This is a genomic window from Mesorhizobium sp. M1312, from assembly GCF_040318115.1.
Taxonomy (GTDB): Bacteria; Pseudomonadota; Alphaproteobacteria; order Rhizobiales; family Rhizobiaceae; genus Mesorhizobium.
The window spans coordinates 1-20,401 of the sequence record NZ_JAMYLQ010000039.1; the positions used below are offsets into that span (position 1 = coordinate 1).

General features: G+C 62.8%; 20 protein-coding genes. 11 read left to right on the forward strand and 9 right to left on the reverse strand.

Features of this window, described 5'->3' with window-relative positions:
- Positions 1–112 precede the first annotated feature (112 nt).
- Positions 113–1,690 (reverse strand): alkaline phosphatase family protein, encoded by a 1,578-nt coding sequence (locus NKH36_RS30600; protein WP_352962804.1) that lies wholly within the window; start codon positions 1,688–1,690, stop codon positions 113–115.
- Positions 1,691–1,908: 218 nt separating this feature from the next.
- On the opposite strand from NKH36_RS30600, the gene NKH36_RS30605 reads away from it, so the two are divergent.
- The 4 genes from NKH36_RS30605 to NKH36_RS30620 all read left to right on the forward strand — a co-directional run bounded on the left by NKH36_RS30605 (position 1,909) and on the right by NKH36_RS30620 (position 5,014).
- Positions 1,909–2,841: a VOC family protein gene (locus NKH36_RS30605; RefSeq protein ID WP_352962807.1), complete on the forward strand. Its 933-nt coding sequence runs from the start codon at positions 1,909–1,911 to the stop codon at positions 2,839–2,841.
- Between the two features lie 9 nt (positions 2,842–2,850).
- Positions 2,851–3,474 carry an alpha/beta hydrolase gene (locus NKH36_RS30610; protein ID WP_352962810.1) on the forward strand — a complete coding sequence of 208 codons (624 nt, stop codon included), beginning with the start codon at positions 2,851–2,853 and terminating at the stop codon, positions 3,472–3,474.
- A gap of 3 nt (positions 3,475–3,477) precedes the next feature.
- Positions 3,478–3,777 (forward strand): GNAT family N-acetyltransferase, encoded by a 300-nt coding sequence (locus tag NKH36_RS30615; protein WP_352962813.1) that lies wholly within the window; start codon positions 3,478–3,480, stop codon positions 3,775–3,777.
- 178 nt (positions 3,778–3,955) lie between these two features.
- On the forward strand, positions 3,956–5,014 hold the full coding sequence (locus NKH36_RS30620) for a dipeptidase (protein ID WP_352965733.1): 1,059 nt from the start codon (positions 3,956–3,958) through the stop codon (positions 5,012–5,014).
- Between the two features lie 150 nt (positions 5,015–5,164).
- Here NKH36_RS30620 and NKH36_RS30625 read toward each other — a convergent pair whose 3' ends face one another.
- From NKH36_RS30625 to NKH36_RS30640, 4 genes are read right to left on the reverse strand one after another with little or no spacing between them, the layout of a single operon-like run.
- Positions 5,165–5,425 carry a hypothetical protein gene (locus tag NKH36_RS30625; protein ID WP_352965736.1) on the reverse strand — a complete coding sequence of 87 codons (261 nt, stop codon included), beginning with the start codon at positions 5,423–5,425 and terminating at the stop codon, positions 5,165–5,167.
- A 2-nt stretch (positions 5,426–5,427) separates the two neighbouring features.
- Entirely contained in the window at positions 5,428–6,687 is a 1,260-nt protein-coding gene (locus tag NKH36_RS30630) for an aminomethyl transferase family protein (protein ID WP_352965738.1), read from the reverse strand.
- A gap of 4 nt (positions 6,688–6,691) precedes the next feature.
- The gene (locus tag NKH36_RS30635; RefSeq protein WP_352965741.1) at positions 6,692–8,257 is read right to left on the reverse strand and encodes a phytoene desaturase family protein; all 1,566 of its coding nucleotides are present in this window, start codon (positions 8,255–8,257) and stop codon (positions 6,692–6,694) included.
- On the reverse strand, positions 8,244–9,863 hold the full coding sequence (locus NKH36_RS30640; RefSeq protein ID WP_352965744.1) for a phytoene desaturase family protein: 1,620 nt from the start codon (positions 9,861–9,863) through the stop codon (positions 8,244–8,246). The genes NKH36_RS30635 and NKH36_RS30640 overlap by 14 nt, the downstream gene beginning before the upstream one ends.
- A 185-nt stretch (positions 9,864–10,048) precedes the next feature.
- Between NKH36_RS30640 and NKH36_RS30645 the strand changes: the two genes are divergently transcribed.
- From NKH36_RS30645 to NKH36_RS30660, 4 genes are read left to right on the forward strand one after another with little or no spacing between them, the layout of a single operon-like run.
- Positions 10,049–10,453 (forward strand): hypothetical protein, encoded by a 405-nt coding sequence (locus NKH36_RS30645; RefSeq protein ID WP_352965747.1) that lies wholly within the window; start codon positions 10,049–10,051, stop codon positions 10,451–10,453.
- Between the two features lie 27 nt (positions 10,454–10,480).
- Positions 10,481–11,176 carry a transcriptional regulator BetI gene (gene betI / locus NKH36_RS30650; RefSeq protein ID WP_352965749.1) on the forward strand — a complete coding sequence of 232 codons (696 nt, stop codon included), beginning with the start codon at positions 10,481–10,483 and terminating at the stop codon, positions 11,174–11,176.
- Between the two features lie 29 nt (positions 11,177–11,205).
- Complete coding sequence (locus NKH36_RS30655; protein WP_352965752.1) at positions 11,206–12,288, forward strand: ABC transporter substrate-binding protein; 1,083 nt, start codon at positions 11,206–11,208, stop codon at positions 12,286–12,288.
- Positions 12,285–13,595: a flavin monoamine oxidase family protein gene (locus NKH36_RS30660; RefSeq protein ID WP_352965753.1), complete on the forward strand. Its 1,311-nt coding sequence runs from the start codon at positions 12,285–12,287 to the stop codon at positions 13,593–13,595. Before NKH36_RS30655 ends, NKH36_RS30660 begins: the two co-directional genes overlap by 4 nt.
- Here the strand turns inward: NKH36_RS30660 and NKH36_RS30665 are convergent.
- The 3 genes from NKH36_RS30665 to NKH36_RS30675 are packed head-to-tail and all read right to left on the reverse strand — an operon-like array spanning position 13,559 to position 16,425.
- The gene (locus NKH36_RS30665) at positions 13,559–14,632 is read right to left on the reverse strand and encodes an ABC transporter ATP-binding protein (RefSeq protein WP_352965755.1); all 1,074 of its coding nucleotides are present in this window, start codon (positions 14,630–14,632) and stop codon (positions 13,559–13,561) included. The genes NKH36_RS30660 and NKH36_RS30665 overlap by 37 nt on opposite strands.
- A gap of 40 nt (positions 14,633–14,672) precedes the next feature.
- Positions 14,673–15,497: an ABC transporter permease gene (locus NKH36_RS30670; protein ID WP_352965757.1), complete on the reverse strand. Its 825-nt coding sequence runs from the start codon at positions 15,495–15,497 to the stop codon at positions 14,673–14,675.
- A 10-nt stretch (positions 15,498–15,507) separates the two neighbouring features.
- Positions 15,508–16,425 (reverse strand): ABC transporter permease, encoded by a 918-nt coding sequence (locus NKH36_RS30675; RefSeq protein WP_352965760.1) that lies wholly within the window; start codon positions 16,423–16,425, stop codon positions 15,508–15,510.
- Between the two features lie 302 nt (positions 16,426–16,727).
- On the opposite strand from NKH36_RS30675, the gene NKH36_RS30680 reads away from it, so the two are divergent.
- The gene (locus NKH36_RS30680; protein ID WP_352965762.1) at positions 16,728–18,140 is read left to right on the forward strand and encodes an aminotransferase; all 1,413 of its coding nucleotides are present in this window, start codon (positions 16,728–16,730) and stop codon (positions 18,138–18,140) included.
- A gap of 61 nt (positions 18,141–18,201) precedes the next feature.
- Here the strand turns inward: NKH36_RS30680 and NKH36_RS30685 are convergent, their stop codons facing one another.
- Positions 18,202–19,404: an aromatic ring-hydroxylating oxygenase subunit alpha gene (locus NKH36_RS30685; protein ID WP_352965765.1), complete on the reverse strand. Its 1,203-nt coding sequence runs from the start codon at positions 19,402–19,404 to the stop codon at positions 18,202–18,204.
- Between the two features lie 282 nt (positions 19,405–19,686).
- Between NKH36_RS30685 and NKH36_RS30690 the strand changes: the two genes are divergently transcribed.
- A complete protein-coding gene (locus NKH36_RS30690) occupies positions 19,687–19,929 on the forward strand; it encodes a hypothetical protein (RefSeq protein ID WP_352965766.1) in 243 nt (80 codons plus the stop codon).
- Positions 19,898–20,305 carry a hypothetical protein gene (locus NKH36_RS30695; protein ID WP_352965769.1) on the forward strand — a complete coding sequence of 136 codons (408 nt, stop codon included), beginning with the start codon at positions 19,898–19,900 and terminating at the stop codon, positions 20,303–20,305. The genes NKH36_RS30690 and NKH36_RS30695 overlap by 32 nt, the downstream gene beginning before the upstream one ends.
- Positions 20,306–20,401: the final 96 nt, after the last annotated feature.

Genomic DNA, 20,401 nt, shown 5'->3' on the forward strand with positions numbered 1-20,401 from the left:
CCCCTATCACACGGCCACATATAGCAAAAACCGCTCGTAACCGCTTATTAACATGCCAAACGGCCCCGTGATTGCCCCCTAACGCCCCCCGCCGCGGCGGGGGGGGGCCTTTTTATGACTGGAAAGTTGGCAGGCCTGCGACGTGGCCAGCAACGCCATCGTCGGTCAGTTCGGCAAGCGCCAGCGACTGATCGAGATGTTCGGCCCGCCAGGCAAGCAGCCTTTCGGCAAGCTCCAGCCGGACCGGCAGATAGGCCGGATCGGCGGCGACATTGGTTAGTTCGTCTCGATCCTGCTCCAGGTCGAACAGCAGCGGCGGCAGGCCGCCGCCGAAATGTACATATTTGAATTGTTTCGTGCGGATGACGGCCAAATTGCACTGGCGCGGACCGATGCCGAAATGGCGCTCGGCATCACCTTCGGCAATCGAGCGGAAATCGAATTCCCAATGCGCGGCCTCGCGCCAGTCCCCCGGCTCCCCGGCGTCCAGGAAGGGCTTCAGCGATCGTCCGTCGAGATGCGGCGGGGTTTCCTCGCCAAGCAGGGCAAGCAATGTCGGCGCTATGTCCACCGCCTCAGTGAAGTGATCGACGCTGGCGCCGGCCGCTTTGCGGCGACGCGGGTCGCGGATGATCAGCGGAATATGATAACTGCCGTCGAAGAAGCCGCCCTTGCCCAGCATGTAATGGTCGCCCATCATCTCGGCATGATCGGAGGTCAGCACGACGATGGTGTCATCCCATGCACCCGCCGCCTTGACCGCCTGCCAGATGCGGCCAAGCTGTGCGTCAACCTCCGAGATCATGCCGTAATAGAGCGCGCGGATGCGGCCAAAATTGTCGTCGCCCCAGTCGCGCACCTTGCCCTCGGCGCCGGGGCGGAAATTCGAACGCTCCTGCAGGTCAAGGTTATAGACAAGGTAGGGGTGGCTCCGCGCCTCGGCCTGCCAGCTCGCGGCGCGGCGGAAGGCCGGACCCTCGGCGGGATCGTACATCCTGTTGTAAGGCTCCGGCACGATGAAGGGCGGATGCGGGCTGAGGAAGGAAAGATGCGCGAACCACGGTGTATCGCGCTCCTGTTCGTCAAGCCAGCGGGCGAACTCGCCGGTCAGGAAAGCGGTTGGGGTTTCGTCCTTCGAGTAGGCGGGCGGTGCGCTTGTCACCACGCCGTCGGTCCTGGCTCCAATCTCGTCCGCTGGGCGATGGATGTCGGGAAAGCCGGCGCCGCTATCGACGCCGCGCGCCTTGAGCCAAGACAGCCACGGTTTCTGATGCTCCGGCAGGAGTTGGCGCACGGTGAAGCCGGGCAGCACGCCTTCATAGCTTTTCAGCCGCGGGTCGCCCGGCGCCAGCGTGCGCGGATCGGGCGATACGTCGGTATAGCCGAACAGCGTCGGATCATAGCCGAGGCTGCGCGCCGAGAGCGCGATGTTGCCGTGGCGGGCGTCGAGCGGGGTGCCGTTGCGGCAAACGCGGTTGTTCATCTGGTATAGGCCGGTGTAGAGGCAGGCGCGTGCCGGCGAGCAGGGCGCCGCCCCGCCATAATGCTGTCGAAACAGCACACTCTCGGCGGCGAGCGCGTCGGCATTCGGCGTCCGCACCACCTTGTGGCCTGCCGCCGACAGGCAGTCGCCGCGCCACTGATCGCAGGTGATCAGGAGAACATTCGGGCGTCTGTCTTTTCTGACCAATGCTGTATCCTTCATTGAAACCGTGCCGCTCATGGAGCCGAATTTCTGTGGCGACGCAAGCCTGAGGTGTTCGCCAAATGGTGAACAAAAGTCGTTCTATTGTTCATTCATGGAGCACAGTCCATTCTGTGTTTGCGGCCTTGGCCGCCAGCTGGCGGGTCCTCATATTGGCGTGGACCGCGGAATGGGCCGCACAGGACAAGGGAAGGAGCAGGAAAATGCTCGACCAGATCAAGGGCCTGCATCACGTCACCTCGATGGCCAGGGATGCGCGCCAGAACAATGAGTTCTTCACAAAAAAGCTCGGCCTGCGCCGGGTCAAGAAAACCGTCAATTTCGACGCGCCGGATGTCTACCATCTCTACTATGCCGACGAGCTCGGCACGCCCGGTTCGGTGATGACCTATTTTCCGTTTCCCAATATCGGCAAGGGCCGCCACGGCGTTGGCGAGGTCGGCACCACGATCTATTCGGTGCCCGAAGGCACGCTTGCCTATTGGGAAAAGCGTTTTGCCGATGAGGGCGTCGCCAGGCTGTCGCACAAAGAGAGCTTCGGCGAGAAGCGCCTTGGCTTCGCCGGTCCCGATGATGACGGGTTTGCGCTGGTCGAGAATAAGGCCGACACCCGTACGCCGTGGGCGAAGGGCGATGTTTCCTCCGACGAGGCGATCCGCGGCTTTCACTCGGTGTCGCTCAGGCTGAAGGATGGCGGCGCCACAGAAGAGCTGCTGAAATTCATGGGCTATGAAGAAGTCGACACGTCCGGCACTGTAAAAAGGCTGGCGGTGAAGAACGGCAACGGCGCCAATATCGTCGATATCGAGTCGCTGCCGGGCGCCGCTTTTGCCGATCTCGGCGCCGGCTCCGTCCACCACGTCGCCTTCGCTGTCGAAAACCGCACCAAGCAGCTCGAAGTGCGCAAGGCGCTGATGGACACCGGCTATCAGGTGACGCCGGTGATCGATCGTGACTATTTCTGGGCGATCTATTTTCGCACGCCGGGCGGCGTGCTGTTCGAAGTCGCCACCAGCGAGCCGGGCTTCGACCGCGACGAGGACACCGCCCATCTCGGCGAGGCGCTGAAGCTGCCGTCGCAGCATCAGCATCTGCGGCCCTATCTCGAGCAACATCTGCAGAAGCTGGAAGACTGAGGACAGGCCATGAGCAAGGACGCTTACATCTCCAAGACACTGCCCGGTTCGCCGGGCAGCTCGCTGCTCTTCGTCTTCCACGGCACCGGGGCCGACGAGAGCCAGCTTCTGTCGCTCGGGCGCGATCTCGCGCCGCAGGCGACCATCGTCTCGCCGCGCGGCGATGTCTCGGAACACGGTGCCGCGCGATTTTTCCGCCGCACCGGCGAGGGCGTCTACGACATGGACGATCTGGCGCGGGCGACGGACAAGATGGTTGGCTTCGTCAAGGCGCATGTCGAGGCGGCAAAGCCGTCGTCGGTGCTTGGCCTCGGCTATTCCAACGGCGCCAACATCCTGGCCTCGGTGGTGTTCGCGGCGCCCTCTCTGTTCGATGCGGCGGTGCTGATGCATCCCCTGATCCCGTTCGAGCCGGAGGTGAAGGGCAGCCTTGCCGGCCGCCGCATCCTGGTCACCGCAGGCAGGCGCGATCCGATCTGTCCGCCCAACCTGACGTCGCGGCTGGAGGCCTATTTGCGCGCCGATGGCGCCGATGTCACAGTGGAGTGGCACGACGGCGGCCATGAGGTGCAGTCGAACGAGATCGAGGCGGCGCGGCGGTTCCTGTCCGCTACGCCGGCAGAAGGAGCGTAAGCAATGCTTGACCAATTGCCGCAGATCGAACTGGAGGATCGCGGTTCCAAGGGCCGTTATCTCTTGCGCGGGCCTGATGGCGCCGAGGCGGAGGTGACCTTCACCAAGATCGGCGAGCACCAGATCATCATCGACCACACCGAGGTGCCGGATGCGTTTCGCGGCCAGGGCGCCGGGCTTCGCCTCGTTACCCGAGCCGTCGAGGACGCGCGCGCGGCGGGCAAGAAAATCATCCCGCTTTGTCCGTTCGCCAACGCCCAGTTCCATCGTCACAAGGAATGGGCCGACGTTCTGAAGCAATAGCGCTGGTCCTACCCACAGGCTTTGGCGCGCGATGACGGTCATGGGCGGGCAGCCACAAGAGCATGCATCGCTGTGGCATTTGCGCAGATCGCCTGTCCTACCCAGTGGGTTGTCTTGCCTAGTGGGTATAGCCTTGCCTAAGTAGGTATATTGCCCAATCGAACCGAATGATCCGTTGATGACCGAAACCGACCTCGTTCCCGTCTTCGATGGCCACAACGATACGCTGCTCAGGCTCTATCAGTCGAAGGACGCGGATGTTGAGAAACTGTTCATCGCGGGGACGCCGGGCGGCCACATCGACCTGCCGCGCGCGAAAAAGGGCGGCTTTGCCGGCGGCATGTTCGCGATCTTTCCGCCGCCGGTCGAGAAATCCAAGCGCAGTGCGGTTCCACCTGCGCCGAGCGATACCGAGCCCTTGCCGCCCGAAATTCCGCATGCCGACGCGCTCGCTTCCACCATCGCCATGGCCTCGATCCTGTTCAGGCTGGAACGAGCGTCGGCGCTCACAGTCTGCCGCAGCGCCGGTGACGTGCGCGACGCGATGGCGAAAGGGTCGATCGCGGCGGTGTTCCACATCGAAGGCGTCGAGGCGATCGACCCCGAACTGACGATGCTCGACGTGCTGCATGCGGCCGGCTTGCGCTCGCTCGGCATCGTCTGGAGCCGCCCGAACGCTTTCGGCCACGGCGTGCCGTTCCGTTTCCCGTCGACGCCGGACACCGGACCTGGCCTGACCGATGCCGGCAAAGCGCTGGTCAAGGCCTGCAACCAGCTCAAGATCATGATCGATCTGTCGCACCTCAACGAAAAGGGGTTTCGCGATGTCGTCGAGATCAGCGACGCACCGCTGGTGGCGACGCACTCGAATGTCCATGCGATCTGCGGCCATTCCCGCAACCTCACCGACTGGCAGCTCGGCGCGATCCGCGAGTCGGGTGGCATGGTCGGGCTGAATTTCGCGACCGGGTTTTTGCGCGAAGACGGCCGGATGAATGCCGATACCAGTGTCGACATCATGGTGCGCCATGTCGATTCGCTGCTGCAGGCGCTGGGTGAAGACGGCGTCGGCCTCGGGTCCGATTTCGACGGCGCCATGATCCCGGCTGTTATCGGCGACGTTACCGGCCTGCCGAAGCTACTCGATGCGTTCGCGGCGCGCGGCTTCGGTCGCGCGCTGATCGAGAAGATCGCCTGTCGCAACTGGATCAACATGCTGGAAAAGACCATCGGGTAGGGTATGTTGATATTCAGGTGGTGCCGGCCTGCGAACGGCGGTTTCCTGCGCTTCCGGTACTCACGGACCCAATGTCCGCTCCGTTCCGGTTCTCGGAACCCACCATTCTCGACTCGCCCTGACCCGAATCTCAACACACCCTAGCTCCAGCTATTTGAAACCCATGCGCTTCAGCCAATCCTGGCCGACGCCACGGTTGCGGATGATCGGCAGCGGATCCGTCGAATCCAGCCTTGCGCAGGTGCGGTAGACTTCCAGCGTCTCGGCATTCATCTCGCCGCGCCTGTAGAAGAACATGGCGGCTGCGTAGCGGGTGCGGCCTGACCATTTTTCGCCGAGCGGCGTGTTGACCAGTTCCCACTGCTCGCTGGCTTCTGCATCGACGTCGTGCTTGTCTGCCTCATCCGTCATGGTCAGAAATCCGCCGGCGGATTGGCGGTGCGGCGGTCGAGCTTGATGAAGGGTCGCTGCACCACCTTGGCCCGCTTCATCAGCTTCTGGTACTGCAATTCGCGCATGGCGTAGATCTCGACCCAGAGGTCGTCGACGATGGTATCGCCGAACGGCCGCGCCAGCGAGGCGATGGCGATGTTGCGCTTGGCCATCGGCGACCACATCGCGGCGCTGACCAGCCCGACCTCCTGATTTTTCCTGTAGTAGACGATGGCATGCTCGGCCGGAATGTTGCCCTCGATCTCCAGCCCGACCAGCACATGGCGAAGACGCTTCCTCGCCCGTGCGTCGACGATGGCGCGGCGGCCATTGAAGTGACCCTTTTCCAAGTCGATCATGAAGCCGAGACCGATCTCGTCCGGCATGCGTAAGCGGTCGGCGCGGATGGCGTGCTCGGATGTTGTGAAATCCGCATTGGCGACGATCAGCCCGGCTTCGAGGCGGGCGCGGTTGAGCGCCGTATAGCCGATGGCGCGGATGCCGCGCAGTTCGCCGGCCTGCATCAGCCGATCCCAGAGGCTGAGCGCCTTATCGGCCGACGCGAACAGTTCGTAGCCGAGATCGCCGGTGAAACCGGTGCGCGAAATAGTGACCGTGTCACCATCATGCGGGAACTCGGCAAGGTCGAAGACCCTGAGTCTTTCGACGCCTGCGAAACCGGCATCGCGCAGCACGGCGAAGGCGGTCGGTCCTTGCAGCGCCAGACCGGCGACGGCTTCGGTCTCTTCATCGACGGCCACGTCGAAACCAATCGCGCTGTCGAGCAGCCAAGGCAGATGCCGCTCTTGCGAGCACAGCCGGAACCGTGCCGGCGACAGGCGGAACAGCGTGCCGTCGTCAAGGACGAAGCCTTCGTCGTCGCACCAGGCGGTGTAGTGGACGCGGCCAGGTTTCAGCTTGCTCACGTCCCGCAAGGTGACTCGATTGAGGAAGGCCTCGGCGTCCGGGCCGGCGATGCGGTACTTCGTCATCGGCGAGATGTCGAACAGCGCAGCCTGGCTGCGGATGGCGAAATATTCGAGCTCCTCGTCCCACAGCGAATGTGGAGCGCGGTAGCCAGCCCAATTGTACCAGTCGTTGGTCCTGGCCAGCGCATCGATGCGCGGCTGAAACGGCGTTCCGAGCCGCAAGGTGCGAAAATGGGATTGTGCAAGGGTCCGAGCCGAGACGATGGAGCTCGTCTTTGCCGCACTGGGCTTCTCTTTGGCCGCCTGTATCATGGGCCTACCCTTTCATCGCGATGATGCGTTTCGCGGCATTCAAGCCGGGCGCGCCGGACACGCCGCCGCCCGGATGCGAGCCGGCGCCGGCGAGGAACAGCCCGTCGATCGGCGTGTCGTAGCCCGACCAGCCGGAGACGGGGCGCGACATCAGCATCTGGTCGGCCTGCAGTTCACCGTGATGCCAGTGACCGCCCGGCATCCGGTAGCGCGCCTCGATGTCGGCCGGTGTCAGCAGCTCTGCATGAAGCACAGTCTTGCTGATTCCCGGCGCATAGACCTCCAATTGAGCCATGACCGCCTTGAGGAATTTCGCCCTACCGGCGCTCCAGCCCTCTTTCAGCGCATAGGGTGCATATTGCACCACCGCAGACAGCACGCAGGCGCCATCCGGCGCCAGCGACGGGTCGGTAAGGCTGGGCAGCGTGATCTCCATCACCGGCTCGGGCGAGAACTCGCCGTACTTCGATGGGTTGAAGGCGCGCTCGACATGGTCGGGCGAGGGCGCGATCACCAGACGGCCCTTGTGGCCGGCGGCATCGACGCCGGCGAATTCAGGCTGCCGGTCGAGCGCCAGATGCAGCTTCGCCGCATCGCCCTTCATGCGGATATTCCTGACCTTGCGGACAAAGCCGGTGTCGATCTGGCGCGGCCCGACAAGATCGAGGACCGTGGTCGCCGGGTTGATGGCGCAGACGGTCGTTTTCGCTCGGATATGCTCGCCGCTGGTCAGCACAACGCCAACGGCGCAGCCTTTCTCAACGATTATCTTCACCACTGGTGCTGCCGTACGAGTGGTCACCCCGGCCTTTTCCGCCGCTGCGCGGATGGCTGCAATGACAGCACCCATGCCGCCCTTTGGCACCACCTGCGCGCCGACAGTGCCGCCTGCCTCGCCCGCCAGCCGATAGTAGAGACCAAGCAGCGAGGTCGGCGAGCGTGGACCGAGATGGCTGCCGAGCGTGGCATCGAAGGCGAGCAGGCCCTTCAGCCGATCGTCGACAAGCTGCTCGTCGAGCAGGTCAGCAACGTTCATCAACAGCACGCGCAGGAAGTCGCGCATGTCCTCCTTGCCGAGCTTCCTCAACGCCAGCCCGGTCTGGCCAAGCGATACCGTCTCAAGCAACGACATGCCGCTGAGATCGGGCGGACGGCGCGCAAGGAACGGCTTCAGGATGCCGGCATAGCGCAGCAGTTGCGCGCGCAGTTGCTTCCAGGAGGTCTGCTCGGTGGAGCCGGCGCCGGTCAGCACCTCGCCATAGGCGCCATGCAGGACAAGCGGCAGGCCGTCTTGCGACAGCGCCACGGATGGCGCGAAGTCGCCGCGCGCAATGTCCAGCCCATGCCTTTCCAGCTCCAGCGTCTTCACCACATCGGGATGCAGACGGTTCAGCAGATGGGCAACCGACGAGACGCGAAAGGCCGGTGCGAACTCCTCGGTTCGCGCCGCACCGCCGACATCCGTGGCAGCTTCCAGGACCAGCACCTTGCGGCCGCTCTTGGCCAGGACGGCGGCCGAGATAAGGCCGTTGTGGCCACCGCCAATAACGATTGCGTCAAATGACGTCATGGGCCGGGCTCATATGCTTAGTCGGCTTGGCAAGATCGCGCAGGATTTCGGCCGCCGCATTGCGGCCAGGCGCGCCCATGACGCCGCCGCCGGGATGGGTCGAAGAGCCGCACATATAGAGCCCAGCGACCGGCGAGCGGTATTGCGCGTAGCCCGGCACGGGGCGGTTGAACAGAAGTTGATCGAAGGTCAGTTCGCCCTGGAAGATATTGCCTTCGGTCAGGCCAACCTCAGCCTCGATCTCGCGCGGCGTGCGCACCTCCATATGGACGATGCGGTCGCGAAAACCCGGCGAATAGTCTGAAATCTGGGCGATCACGCTTTCGGCGAAACCATCGCGGTCGGCGTCGGTCCAATCGCGGCCGTTCACCTTCGGTGGCGCGTACTGCACGAAGCAGCTCATGAAGTGCTTGCCAGGCGGCGCCATGGTCGGGTCGAGCGTCGTCGGGATCACCATGTCGAGGAAAGGGTCGGCCGACCAGCGTCCGGCCTTCCAGTCGTCATAGGCGCGCTCCATGCGCTCCATCGAGTCGGTGAAGTGCATATCGCCGCGATGGACCGGCGAATCCTTTGGCAGCGCCGGGAATTCGGGCAGCGAATCCAGCGCGATATTGACCTTGCCCGACGAGCCGCGGATCTTGAAATTCCTGACCCGGCGCAGGAAGATGTCGGGCAGTTCCTTCTCCTCGACCAGCTTGAGAAAAGTGCGTTTCACATCGGCATTGGAGACGACGAGCTTGCCGTGGATTTCTGCGCCGCCGGCCAGCACCACGCCCCTGGCCTTGCCGCGCCGGACCAAAACATGATCGACTTCGGCGCCGGTGCGGATGGTGCCGCCGGAGGACTGGAAGGAGGCGGCGAGTGCCTTGGTGACCGCGCCCATGCCGCCGCGCGCATAGCCCCAAGCCCCGACCGAGCCGTCGACCTCGCCCATATAGTGGTGCAGCAGCACGTAGGCGGTGCCCGGCGACATCGGGCCGAGCGCAGTGCCGATAATGCCGGACAGCGCGAAATTCGCCTTGATGACGTCGGTCTCGAAATACTCGTCGAGGAAGTCCGAGATCGACATGGTCCAGAAGCGCAGCGTCAGCGCCATTTCCCCGCGCGTAAGTCCGGCGAACTTTTTTCCCAGATACAGAAGTTCGCCAAGATCGCGCGGCCGGAAACTGGCCGGGTCCGGTGCTGTGCGCATCAGCAGCGGCTGGATGAAGCGGCATTGCCGCGTCACGTCGCGGGCGTAGCGGTTATAGGTTTCGGCGTCGCGCTTGGAAAAGCGGGCGAATTCGCGCCGGTGAGCATCGTGGTCGCGGTAGTTTGCGAGATAGTCGCCATCCCTGGTGAACACCGCGCCGCCCTCGTAGGAGATCACCTGCAGGCCGAAGCGCGGCAGGTCAAGGTCGCGCATGATCTCGGGACGGAACAGGGAGCAGACATAGGAGCAATTGGAATAGAGGAAGCCGGGCGTCAATTCCCTGCTGGTGGCGGCGCCGCCGACCCAGCCGTTCTTCTCGACGACCAACACGTCGAGCCCGGCGCGCTGCAGGTAGCACGCATTGACCAGCCCATTGTGCCCACCGCCGATGACGATCGCATCCCAGGATTTCATTTTGGCCCAGTCTTCATTTCTGCTCGACACGCCTCGTGTGATCGGCCCCGAATACGCGAAATCTGGCATGGCTGTTGCCGTATTGTCCAGCCATTTTGAATGAATGTTCAACAAATGATGTTGCGTTTTCGCGCTAATCCGCTAGGCTTTGCCAACATTCGATATGGGCTTTGGACTGAGGTCTGATGATCGAAACGGTAGATGCCGAGCCGGAATATGACGACACCGCCATCCGCTTCCTCGAGGCGCTGTGGGGCGACGGCTATCTGTCGCCTGGCGGGCCGGAGATGGAGGCCTATGTCGCCGCGGAAGGCCTGTCCTTCGCCATGGCATCGCCTGTGCGCTATACGCAAGCGATGCGCCGGGCAGGCTTGGCCGATGTCACTGTGCGCGACCGCAATGCCTGGTATCGCGAGGTCGCACGGGAGGAACTGAAACGCCTCAAAGGTCCGCTCTATCCGGCGGTTGCGGCTGCGGCCGGGGCCGCCTATGTCGACAAGAACATACGAACCTGGGAAGCCATGCAGAAGGTTCTTGACAGCGGCGAGCACCGTCTCACTCATCTTCGCGGTCGAAAGCCGGTTGGATAGCCGGCGGTGCTGGAGACCATCACGCCCATGAAGACAGCAGAGGCCAGGGAGGCCCTCCTTGAATCAGCGCGGAAAACCGAATCTGAAAAGCGCGGTCGCAAGGCGTCGAAGGAAGTCAGGCAGCTGCAGCTGATCGAGGCGACAATCGATTCGCTGGCCAAGCGCGGCTATTCAGAGACGACGATGGCCGATGTCGCCGATGGCGCCGGCCTGTCGCGCGGGATCGTCAACTTCCACTTCGAGAGCAAGGAGAAGCTGCTCGTCGCCACGCTGCAATACATGGCCGACGAATATGCCGCGCATTGGCGCGCTGCCCTAACCAAGGCCGGCGACGATCCTGCCCGCCAGTTGCGGGGTCTGGTTGCCGCCGATTTCGATCGCTCGATCTGCAACAAGCGCAAGCTGGCCGCCTGGTGCGCCTTCTGGGGCGAGGCAAAATCGCGTCCGACCTATCAGGCGTTGTGCGGCGCGCGCGACGCGGCCTACCAGAAGATATTCATCGATCTTTGCGCGACGCTGAAGGAGAGCGGCGGCTATGCCTTCGAGCCGCAGGTCATGGCGCTGGCGCTCAGTGCAATGCTGGAGGGGCTGTGGCTGCGGCTGATGATGGGCACCGAGGACGTCACCCGCGAAACCGCGCTGCAGGCGGCGAACGAATTCCTGTCGGCTGCATTTCCAAAGCATTATCCGTGGCCAGCAGCCGGCGGCGACAAGACGGCATGAAACAATCAAAAAAAGAGGATGGAACAGCAATGAAGCACATGACCCGACGCCTGACACTGACATTGGCACTGACCGGGACGCTGGCGGCCTCGGTCGCGACGCTTGCAGTGGCCGCGGACAAGGACCTGATCGTGTTCGACTGGTCCGGCTACGAGGATCCCGGGTTCCACCAGAAATATGTCGAGAAGAATGGCGATTCGCCGACCTTCACCTTCTTCGGCGACGAGGACGAGGCGTTCGAAAAAGCCCGTTCCGGCTTCAAGGCCGATCTCGGCCATCCCTGTTCGCAGAGCGTGGTGAAATGGCGCGAGGCGGGGCTGCTGCAGCCGCTCGACACCTCGAAAATATCAGGCTGGAAAGACCTCAATCCCGGCATCATGGCGATGAAGGATCTCGCCACCACCGCCGACGGCAAGGCCTGGTTCATGCCCTGGGACTGGGGCAACACGCAGCTCACCTACAATTCCGACAAAGTCGACGAGAAGGATGTCCAATCGCTGAAGGCCCTGGCCGACCCCAAGTTCAAGGGCAGGGTTTCCATCGGCGACAATGTCGACGATGCCTATGCGCTGGCCTCGCTGGCGATCGGGCTCAAAGACTGGACGAAGATGACCGACGACCAGTTTAAGCAGGCGTCGGACTTCTTGCGCGAGGTACATAAGAATGTTCGCTCCTACTGGACCGATTCCACCGATATCGTTCAGCTGTTGAGCGGCGGCGAGGTTGACCTTGCCTGGGCGTGGAACGACGCGACGGTGCAGTCGGTTGCCGCCGGCGTGCCGATCAAGGCTAAGAAGGACACCGACGAGGGGATCTCGACCTGGGTCTGCGGCTATGTGCTGTTCAAGGATGCGCCGGGGAATACCGACAAGGCCTATGACTATCTGAACGCGGTCAACGATCCGGCAGTTGCCAACATCCTGGTCAAGGACTGGGGCTATGGCCAAGCCAATGCCAAGGGCATGGCCGGTGTCGATCAGGCCGTACTGAAGGAAAAGGGCTACGACGACGTGCAGAAATTCGTCGACAAGACGCTGTTCCAGGCGCCGGTTCCCTCGGATCTCAAGCTCAAGATGATCGCCGAGTTCGAGAAGATCAAAGCCGGCTATTGAAGAGCGGGATCGAAACAACCGGCGTCGTCATCGTCGGCGCCGGCTTCACCGGCCTGTCGGCCGCGCATGAGCTGAAGAAAGCCGGCATCGATTTCCTATTGCTCGAAGCGGGCGATCGTGCCGGCGGGCGCGTGGAGTCCAAACGCAACGGGCTCCGCGAGCGGATCGACAGCGGCGGCCAATTCCTGTGCGAGGACATGCCGGAACTGATGGCGCTATTGCAGGCGCACGGCAAGACGCTGGTCGAGACTTATGCAAAGGGGGAATTCATCACGCAGCCGCGGATGAGCGCGCAGCAAGCCGACCGAGCTTACTTGAGTTCGATGGCGATACGCGATCGCATGAACGCGATCGCGCCGGACGAGCCTGATATTGCCGGATTGACCGTCGCGATATGGCTCGATCGCCAGCCTGATGCCGACCAGGCCAAGGCGGCCTTCCGTTCGATGGTCGAGGGCTTGTGGTGCCAGGCGCTCGAAAAGCTGCCGCTGTGGCACCTGATCGACAACGACCGCCGCATCACCAACGAGGTTTCGGAGCTGCAATATTTCGTGCGCGAAACCATGCAGTCGCTGGCGGACGATCTGGCCGGCGATCTCGGTGATCGTGTGCGGCTGAACACGCCGGTCGGGACCATTGAGCACCGGCCGGAAGGGGTTCATCTGGCCTCGGCGAGGGGTGCGGTCGAAGCACGGGCGGCCCTTGTCGCCGTGCCGCCGATGATGGCCTCGAAGCTGGATTTTGCACCGCCGCTGCCGTCTGACCTGAGAAGGGCGCTGGGCGTCTGGCAAAGCGGAGCGGTGATCAAAGTGCTGGTGCGCTATCCCCGCGCCTTCTGGCGTACAAGGGGCTTGAGCGGCATGGTGATGTGGCGCGACCTGCCAGGGCTGTTTGCCTGCGACGCCAGCAAGGACAACGACCATGCCGCGCTGGTCGTCTTCGTCGGCGGGCCGCTGGCCCTGCGCTGGCGTGAGCTCGGCGACGCGGCATTGCGCGCCGAGGTAACGACGAGGCTGGAGGCCGCACTCGGCACGGAGGCCACCGACATGCTCGCTTTCAGCTATCGCGACTGGACGCATGATCGCTGGAGCGGCGGCGGCTACAGCGACCTCATTGTCGACGCGATGGCGACCGACGCCGAACGCATCATCCTGGCCGGCGCGCCGCCACTGCATTTCGCCGCGTCCGAACTGTCGCCGTCATTCCCGGGCTATATCGAAGGCGCTGTTGTGGCGGGGCGCATTGCTGCACGAAAGATCATCTCGGGACTTCAATTCGCCATCGCCACCAGCGCTTCGGGGTCGTAGGCGAGGCGGATCGAGGTGCCGACCGGTATGTCGTCGGCGCCGAAATCGTTGGTTTCGATGACCGAAAGCGGTTTTTCCAATCCTGGTATCTCGACGATCAGATGCGTGATCTCGCCAAAATAATGGCGCTCCACCACCTTGCCGGCGACCTCGAATTTCGCAGTGGCGTTGTCCCACAACACGCGCAGACGCTCCGGACGGATGCCGAGCGTGGCAGCGCCGCCATTGCGGACGAAAGCCTTCGGCTTGTCGGTCTTGACGCGGCCGAAGCCCAGCGTGTCGACGACCAGCGAGGCGCCGTTCTCCTCGACGATCTCGGCCTTGACGAAATTCATGCCGCCGAGGAAGTCGGCAACCTGACGGTTGACCGGCCGCTGGTAGATCTCCTTGGGTGAAGCGACCTGCGCGATCCTGCCGCCGAACATCACGGCGATGCGGTCCGACATCGCCAGCGCCTCATACTGGTCGTGCGTAACCAGGACGAAGGTGATGCCGACCGCTTGCTGCAGGCGACGCAGTTCGACCTGCATCTGCTCGCGCAGCTTCTTGTCCAGCGCCGACAGCGGCTCGTCGAGCAGCAGCACCTTGGGCCGCATCACCAGCGCGCGGGCCAGCGCTACGCGCTGGCGCTGGCCGCCGGACAGCTCGGTGGCGAGGCGCTTGCCGAGGCCGGTCAGCGACACCTGGGCCAGCGCCTCTTCGACGCGGCGCTTTTCTTCCGACCGTTCGAGCCTCAACCGCTTCAGCCCATAGGCGACGTTCTGCTCGACATTGAGATGCGGGAAAATCGCATAGCTCTGAAACACCATGTTGGTTGGCCGGCGATTGGCCGGGATGCCCTCCATCGACTGGCCGTCGACCGAGATCAAACCGCTGGTCGGGTTGTCGAAGCCGGCGATCATGCGCAACAACGTGGTCTTGCCGCAGCCTGACGGGCCGAGCAGCGAAAAGAATTCGCCCTCCTTGATGGTCAGCGAGGCGTCGTCCAGCGCCTTGAACGAGCCATAGCTGCGGGTGACGTTGCGGATCTCGATCATTGGTCGTTCGGTTTGGTGGGGTCGTTCGGCTTGAGGCGGCTTAGACATGGAGGCCTCCCTCGTTCTGAGTGCGTCTTGCCGCGCGGCGACGCAGGATTTCAGCGATGGTCATCAACAGGAAGGAAGCAGCCAGCAAGAGCGTGCCCAGCGCCAGCACGCCGGGCAGCTTCGCGGCGAAGCGCAACTGGCCCCAGATATAGATCGGCAGCGTCGCCTCGGTGCCGGTCAGGAAGAAGGCGATGATGAACTCGTCGAGCGAGATGGTGAAGCAGACGAGCAGGCTGGAAATGATGGCCGGTGCCACCATCGGCAGCGTCACCCGTCTAAAGGTGCCAAAGGCGCTCTCGCCGAGATCGGCGGAGGCTTCCTCCAGGCTGCGGTCGAAGCCTTCAAAGCCAGCGGTCAGCACGGTCATCGAATAGGGAATGCAGATCAGGACATGGCCGAGCACGATGGTGAACAGCGACAGGTTCAAACCCAATTGCAGTATCACCAGGAGCATGGAGATGGCGACGATGATTTCGGGCAGCACCAGCGGCGCCATGATCAGGCCGTTGATGGCGCGGCGGCCGGGATAGCGGTAGCGGGTGATCGAGCGGGCGGCGAGAATGCCAAGAATGGTCGCCAGCATGGAGGCCGACACGCCGACGACCAGACTGTTCCAGGCCGCGTCAAGCAGCGCCGGGGTGCGCGGCAGATCCTGGTACCATTTGAGGGTGAAGCCGGAGAGCGGGAATTTCGGCGTTGCGGCCGGGTTGATTGAAAAGATCGGCAGGAAGATGACCGGCAGATAGAGGAAAACGACATAGAGGAAGGCATAGGCCGACAGCCAACCGCTGGCCAGGAAGCGTCGCATCGCCATCATCGCGCCAGCCTCATCGTGCCAGCCTCTGGGCGGCGCGGATGATCAGCACGGTGGCGCATGCCATCAGTGTCACGATCAGCATCGTGGTGACCGAAAGCGCGGCGCCCAGCGGCCAGTTGGAGGCCTTGCCGAATTGCGCCTGGATGGCGTTGGCGATCATGACGCCGTCCTTGCCGCCGACAAGCTTCGGCGTGACATAATCGCCGACCGTCGGGATCATGACGATCAGCGCCGCCGAGATGATGCCAGGCGCCGACAGCGGCAGCGTCACGCGCAGAAAGGACCGAATAGGCCCATCACCGAGATCTTTGGCCGCCTCGACCAGCGTGCGGTCGATTTTTTCCAGCGAGACGAAGATCGGCAGGATGGCGAAGGCGGCCCAAGCATGGGTGAGCGTGATGATGACGGCGCTCGAATTGTAAAGCAGCGCGGTCGATGGCTCGTCGATGATGCCAAGGCCCAGCAAGCCGGAATTGAGCACGCCGTTGTAGCCGAGGATGACCTTCCACGACATCACCCGCAGCAGATAGCTGGTCCAGAACGGGATGGTGATGAGGAACAGCCACAGGCTTTTATGGCGGCCGCCGTGGAACGAAATGAAATAGGCGATCGGGTAGGCGAGGACGACCGTGAAGAAGCTCACCATCAGCGAGATATAGAGTGAGCGCCAGAGCAGGTCGCGATAGATCGGCTCGGTCAGCGCGACCCGGTAGTTTTCCAGTGTGAAGGTGCGATCGATGGTCAGGTAGTTCTGCGTCCAGAACGAGTGTGCGACGACCACCAGGATCGGCAGGACCAGAAGTACGAGCGCGTAGAGAAAAGTCGGGCTGATCAGGGCAAAGCCCTGGACGGGTTCGGACTGCAGAAGGGCATTTCGCCTGGCCCGCGTCATGCCAAATGCAGGCGATCCTTCCGCAGCCGCCGTCATTGTAGGCCCTCGGGCAGGGCCCCGGGCGTGGTCTCGGTTGCTGGCGCGGATTGTCCTGCCATGCGGCGTCCCATTGCTAGCGCACCGGCCGTTTGTTCCCATTTTATGCCCAGGGCACAATCCCTGATCGCGCTCCGAGCTTTCTTTCATCATGCGCGCATCCGTGGATTGAAATCAAGCGCTATTTCTGTAATATTGATTGAACGGACATTCAAAATATTGCGAAGAAAGCCGATTTTTCTTGTGGTTGGCGCCGAGCTTCGTGTCCGATGAAATTTGCGACGAAACGATGCGAGGCAACGATGGCGGCTGCAAGAGATTTGAGAGCGACTGAAACGGCTGGGCTCGGCGATGCCGTCGAGCTGGCCAAGCGCCATCTCGTCCAGCCCTGGCCGTTCGCCGGCTCGGTCGGCGCGGAGGCGCGAGCCCTGATCGGTGAGGGCGACGGCATCTACATCACCGACGGCACCGGCAAAAAGCTGATAGACGGGCCGGCTGGCATGTGGTGCATCAATATCGGCCACCGCCGCGAGGAATTGGCGCGGGTGATGTACGATCAGGCGATGGCGCTGTCCTACAACACGCCGTGGTACACGATGAACGCGCCGTCCGCGGAACTCGCCATGCGCATCGCCGGCCATGCGCCGGGTGACCTCAGCCATGTCTTCTTCACCACTGGCGGCTCCTCAGCCGTCGAGACGGCGCTGCGCTTCATGCAGTTCTACAACAATGTCCGCGGCCGCCCGGAAAAGAAGCTGATCCTGAGCAGGGGCGGCGCCTATCACGGCTCGACCTATCTGTCGGCCTCGCTCAATGGCCGCCCGCGCGATCGCGACTGGATGGACGGCGCCGACGATCTGGTTGTCAAGCTGTCGTCGCCCGATCCGTTCCGCCGCCCGCGCGGCATGAGCATTTCAGCCTTCACTGATGTCTTGGTCGACGAATTCCGCGACACCGTCGCCGACGTCGGCGCTGATAGGATCGGAGTGTTCGTCGGCGAGCCGGTGCAGGCGTCGGGTGGCGTCGTCGTGCCTCCGAACGGCTACCTCAGGCGCATCCGCGAGATCTGCCGCGACAACGACATCCTCTATGTTTCCGACGAGGTGGTGACCGCCTTCGGCCGGCTTGGCCATGTCTTTGCTTCCGGCGACATGTTCGGCATCGATCCCGATATGATCACCTTTGCCAAGGGCGTGACGTCAGGCTATTTCCCGCTTGGCGGGGTCATCATCTCGGAACGGCTGCTCGAGGAACTGCGCCGCTCAAGCCATCCGGACGCCATGTTTGGCCATGGATTGACCTACACCAGCCATCCGGTCGGCTGCGCGGTGGCGCTGAAGAACCTTGATATTCTGGAAGAAAGCGTGCTGGCCCACACGCGCGAAGTTGCGCCCTATTTCCAGGCGCAACTGAAGACGCTTGAGGAACTGCCGCTGGTCGGCGAGGTGCGCGGCCTGGGGCTGATGGGCTGCATCGAATGCGTCGCCGATCGCGAAAGCAAGGATCCGCTGCAGCTCGACAAGGATGTCGGCAAGCGGATCGATGCGCATTGCCATGAACTTGGCCTGCTGGTCCGGCCGCTGATCAACATGTGCGTGATGTCGCCGCCGCTGATCATCACTCGCGAGCAAATCGACGATACGGTGTCGATCCTGCGCGAAGGCATTTCGCGCACGATGGATGATTTGCGGCGGGAAGGCGTTTGGCAGGGTTGACGGCCAATCTCCCCCCAAGTGGGCCCACGAGGGGGAGATCGGCAGCTTCGGGGTCCTGACCCTACAACTGCGACCGCAGCGCGTCGTTGAGCGCCCACATATCCTTTTCCTCCGGCGCCGTTTCCAGCCCCAGCACGGGGATTTGCTTGCGCAGATGGTCGTGGTGGGTGCGCACGCCATATTCGAGGTCGGAGAGATAGAAGCCGCCGAAGGCTTCCGACAGCATGGATTCGTTCGACCACACGGAAAGCTGCACGTCCTCGTTCATGGTGTCGCGATCGATGCGGTAGGCGAGATAGCGTGCCGCTGCCTGCTCCCTGGTCTCGTCGGGGTAGCGGTAGATGGCGCCGCGAAGCAGCGTCTCGCCGGTCGACAGCGGAAACTCCTGATAGAACTGCACGGATTCCGGCATGATCGACAGCGCGTTGTTAGGGAAGATGCCGTAATAGATCCAGGCCTTCCGCAGGTGTTCCGGCAGACGCGTCGCCTCGGGCGCGATCTTGATGTATTGCCCGACGCTCCAGCGCCGTCCGGCATGCGGATTGTAGGTGGCGAAGGAACGCGACACGCCATTGATGAACGGCTCGTCGAAATAGGTCGCGCCGTAAAGGTCCTGCAATGCGGGATGCGCCATGGCAACGTGGTAGCCTTCATTGTCGACATCGCGCACCGACTTCCAGTTGACCGGGCTCTTCTGGGTCCAGATACCCCAGGACGGCACCATCTCGGCGACACCATAGTGGGCGATCTCGGCCTCGATCGGCTTCAGGAGCTCGGCCACCGACGGTTGCGGGCCACCCTTGCGGAAACGGATGAAGATGAGACCCATCCAGATCTCGAGGTCGAGCGGCATCAGGCCGAATTCGGTCTTGTCGAGATCGGGAAAGGAGCGCGGACGGGCAGCGCCCCGCAGCGTGCCGTCGAGATTATAGACCCAGCCGTGGAAAGGGCAGACCAGGGCGTTCTTGCAGGTGCCCTGGCTGTCGGCGACGACGCGGCTGCCGCGATGGCGGCACATGTTGTTGAAGGCGCGCACGACGCCGTCCTTGCCGCGCACGATCAGCGCGCGCTCGCCGACCACGTCCATAGTCAGATAGTCGCCGGCGTTCGGCAGGTCGGAGACGAGACCGGCGATCTGCCAGTGGTTGCGGAAGACGTATTCTTTCTCAAGTTCGAGCAGGGCGTCGGAATGGTAACTCCAACCCGGCAGACCCCGCCGGTCCCAATTGTTGGGGATCGCCACGTCACGGAGGTGCGGGTTCATGAAAGGCTCTTCTCTTGTTGAATGATCATTCAATAAAATCATATTTTTCATTTAAATGCAACAGCTTGTAGAAATATGACGAATTTCTGACGCAAAATCCTCCGGCGTTTTGGTCGAAATTCAAACGCTCGAAGCTTGAGAAATCCCGAAAATTCCGGGTCTTAGCCAGGGTTCCCCATCGACACCGCATTCTCGGCTTGAGCCAAGAAAGGCTGTCTGGAAAACAGGACTCCCCAAGGTGGAAAATTGCCACCCAGGCTCACCTGTTTCGGAGGCCTGCCGGTGTCCGCTGATGCGCGTTGCGGTTCTCTTTCCCTCGCCGGAGGCAGCAAGGCTGAAGGCTTCTTGCCGCTTTGGGGCCGGTTCTCCCCGAAAATGCCGAAACATCCGTTTCTTGCCCGTTACATTGCCGCATACGCATCATCGTTGGCTCGTTACAAAGTGCGGCTAGGTTCGTTTCAACAGAAAAAGAAAATCAATGAAGGGAATGGCGATGCATACGAAAATCCAGACTGCCTGCAATGACCGCCTGCTCGCGCCGGAGCGCAACGATCGGTGGCCGAAGCTGGCGCTGCGCCGGCGCGCCAACGACCATCCGATGGCGCTGTTCGTGGTGCTGGGCGCCGCCGCGTTCGTCGGCATGGCCTTCGCGCCGACGGTTGGTCCAGCCTTTGCTTCACTGAACCCGCCGGCAAACATCGTCGACGGCGCGCCAACCACGACAAAGACCGCGCGCCTGCCGATGCCGGAGATCGATTTTGTCTGCAAGGGGCAGGCCTGGGGCGCCGAAAGTGCGGACTGCCTGCGCGTCATCGCCGAGCAGTCCGGCATTCACAAGGCTCGCGCGGTCCGCGTGATCGCCAATGCCGCGCCGCTGACCGATACCCCGAACGTTTTTTGATGCCCCCGAGCGACCCTCCAGAGCTCCAGGCAGGCTCCCGCCGCATCGGGGCCGGGAGTCTTTTTTCTCAGGACTCTAGCCTTGTTTGAGCATCGG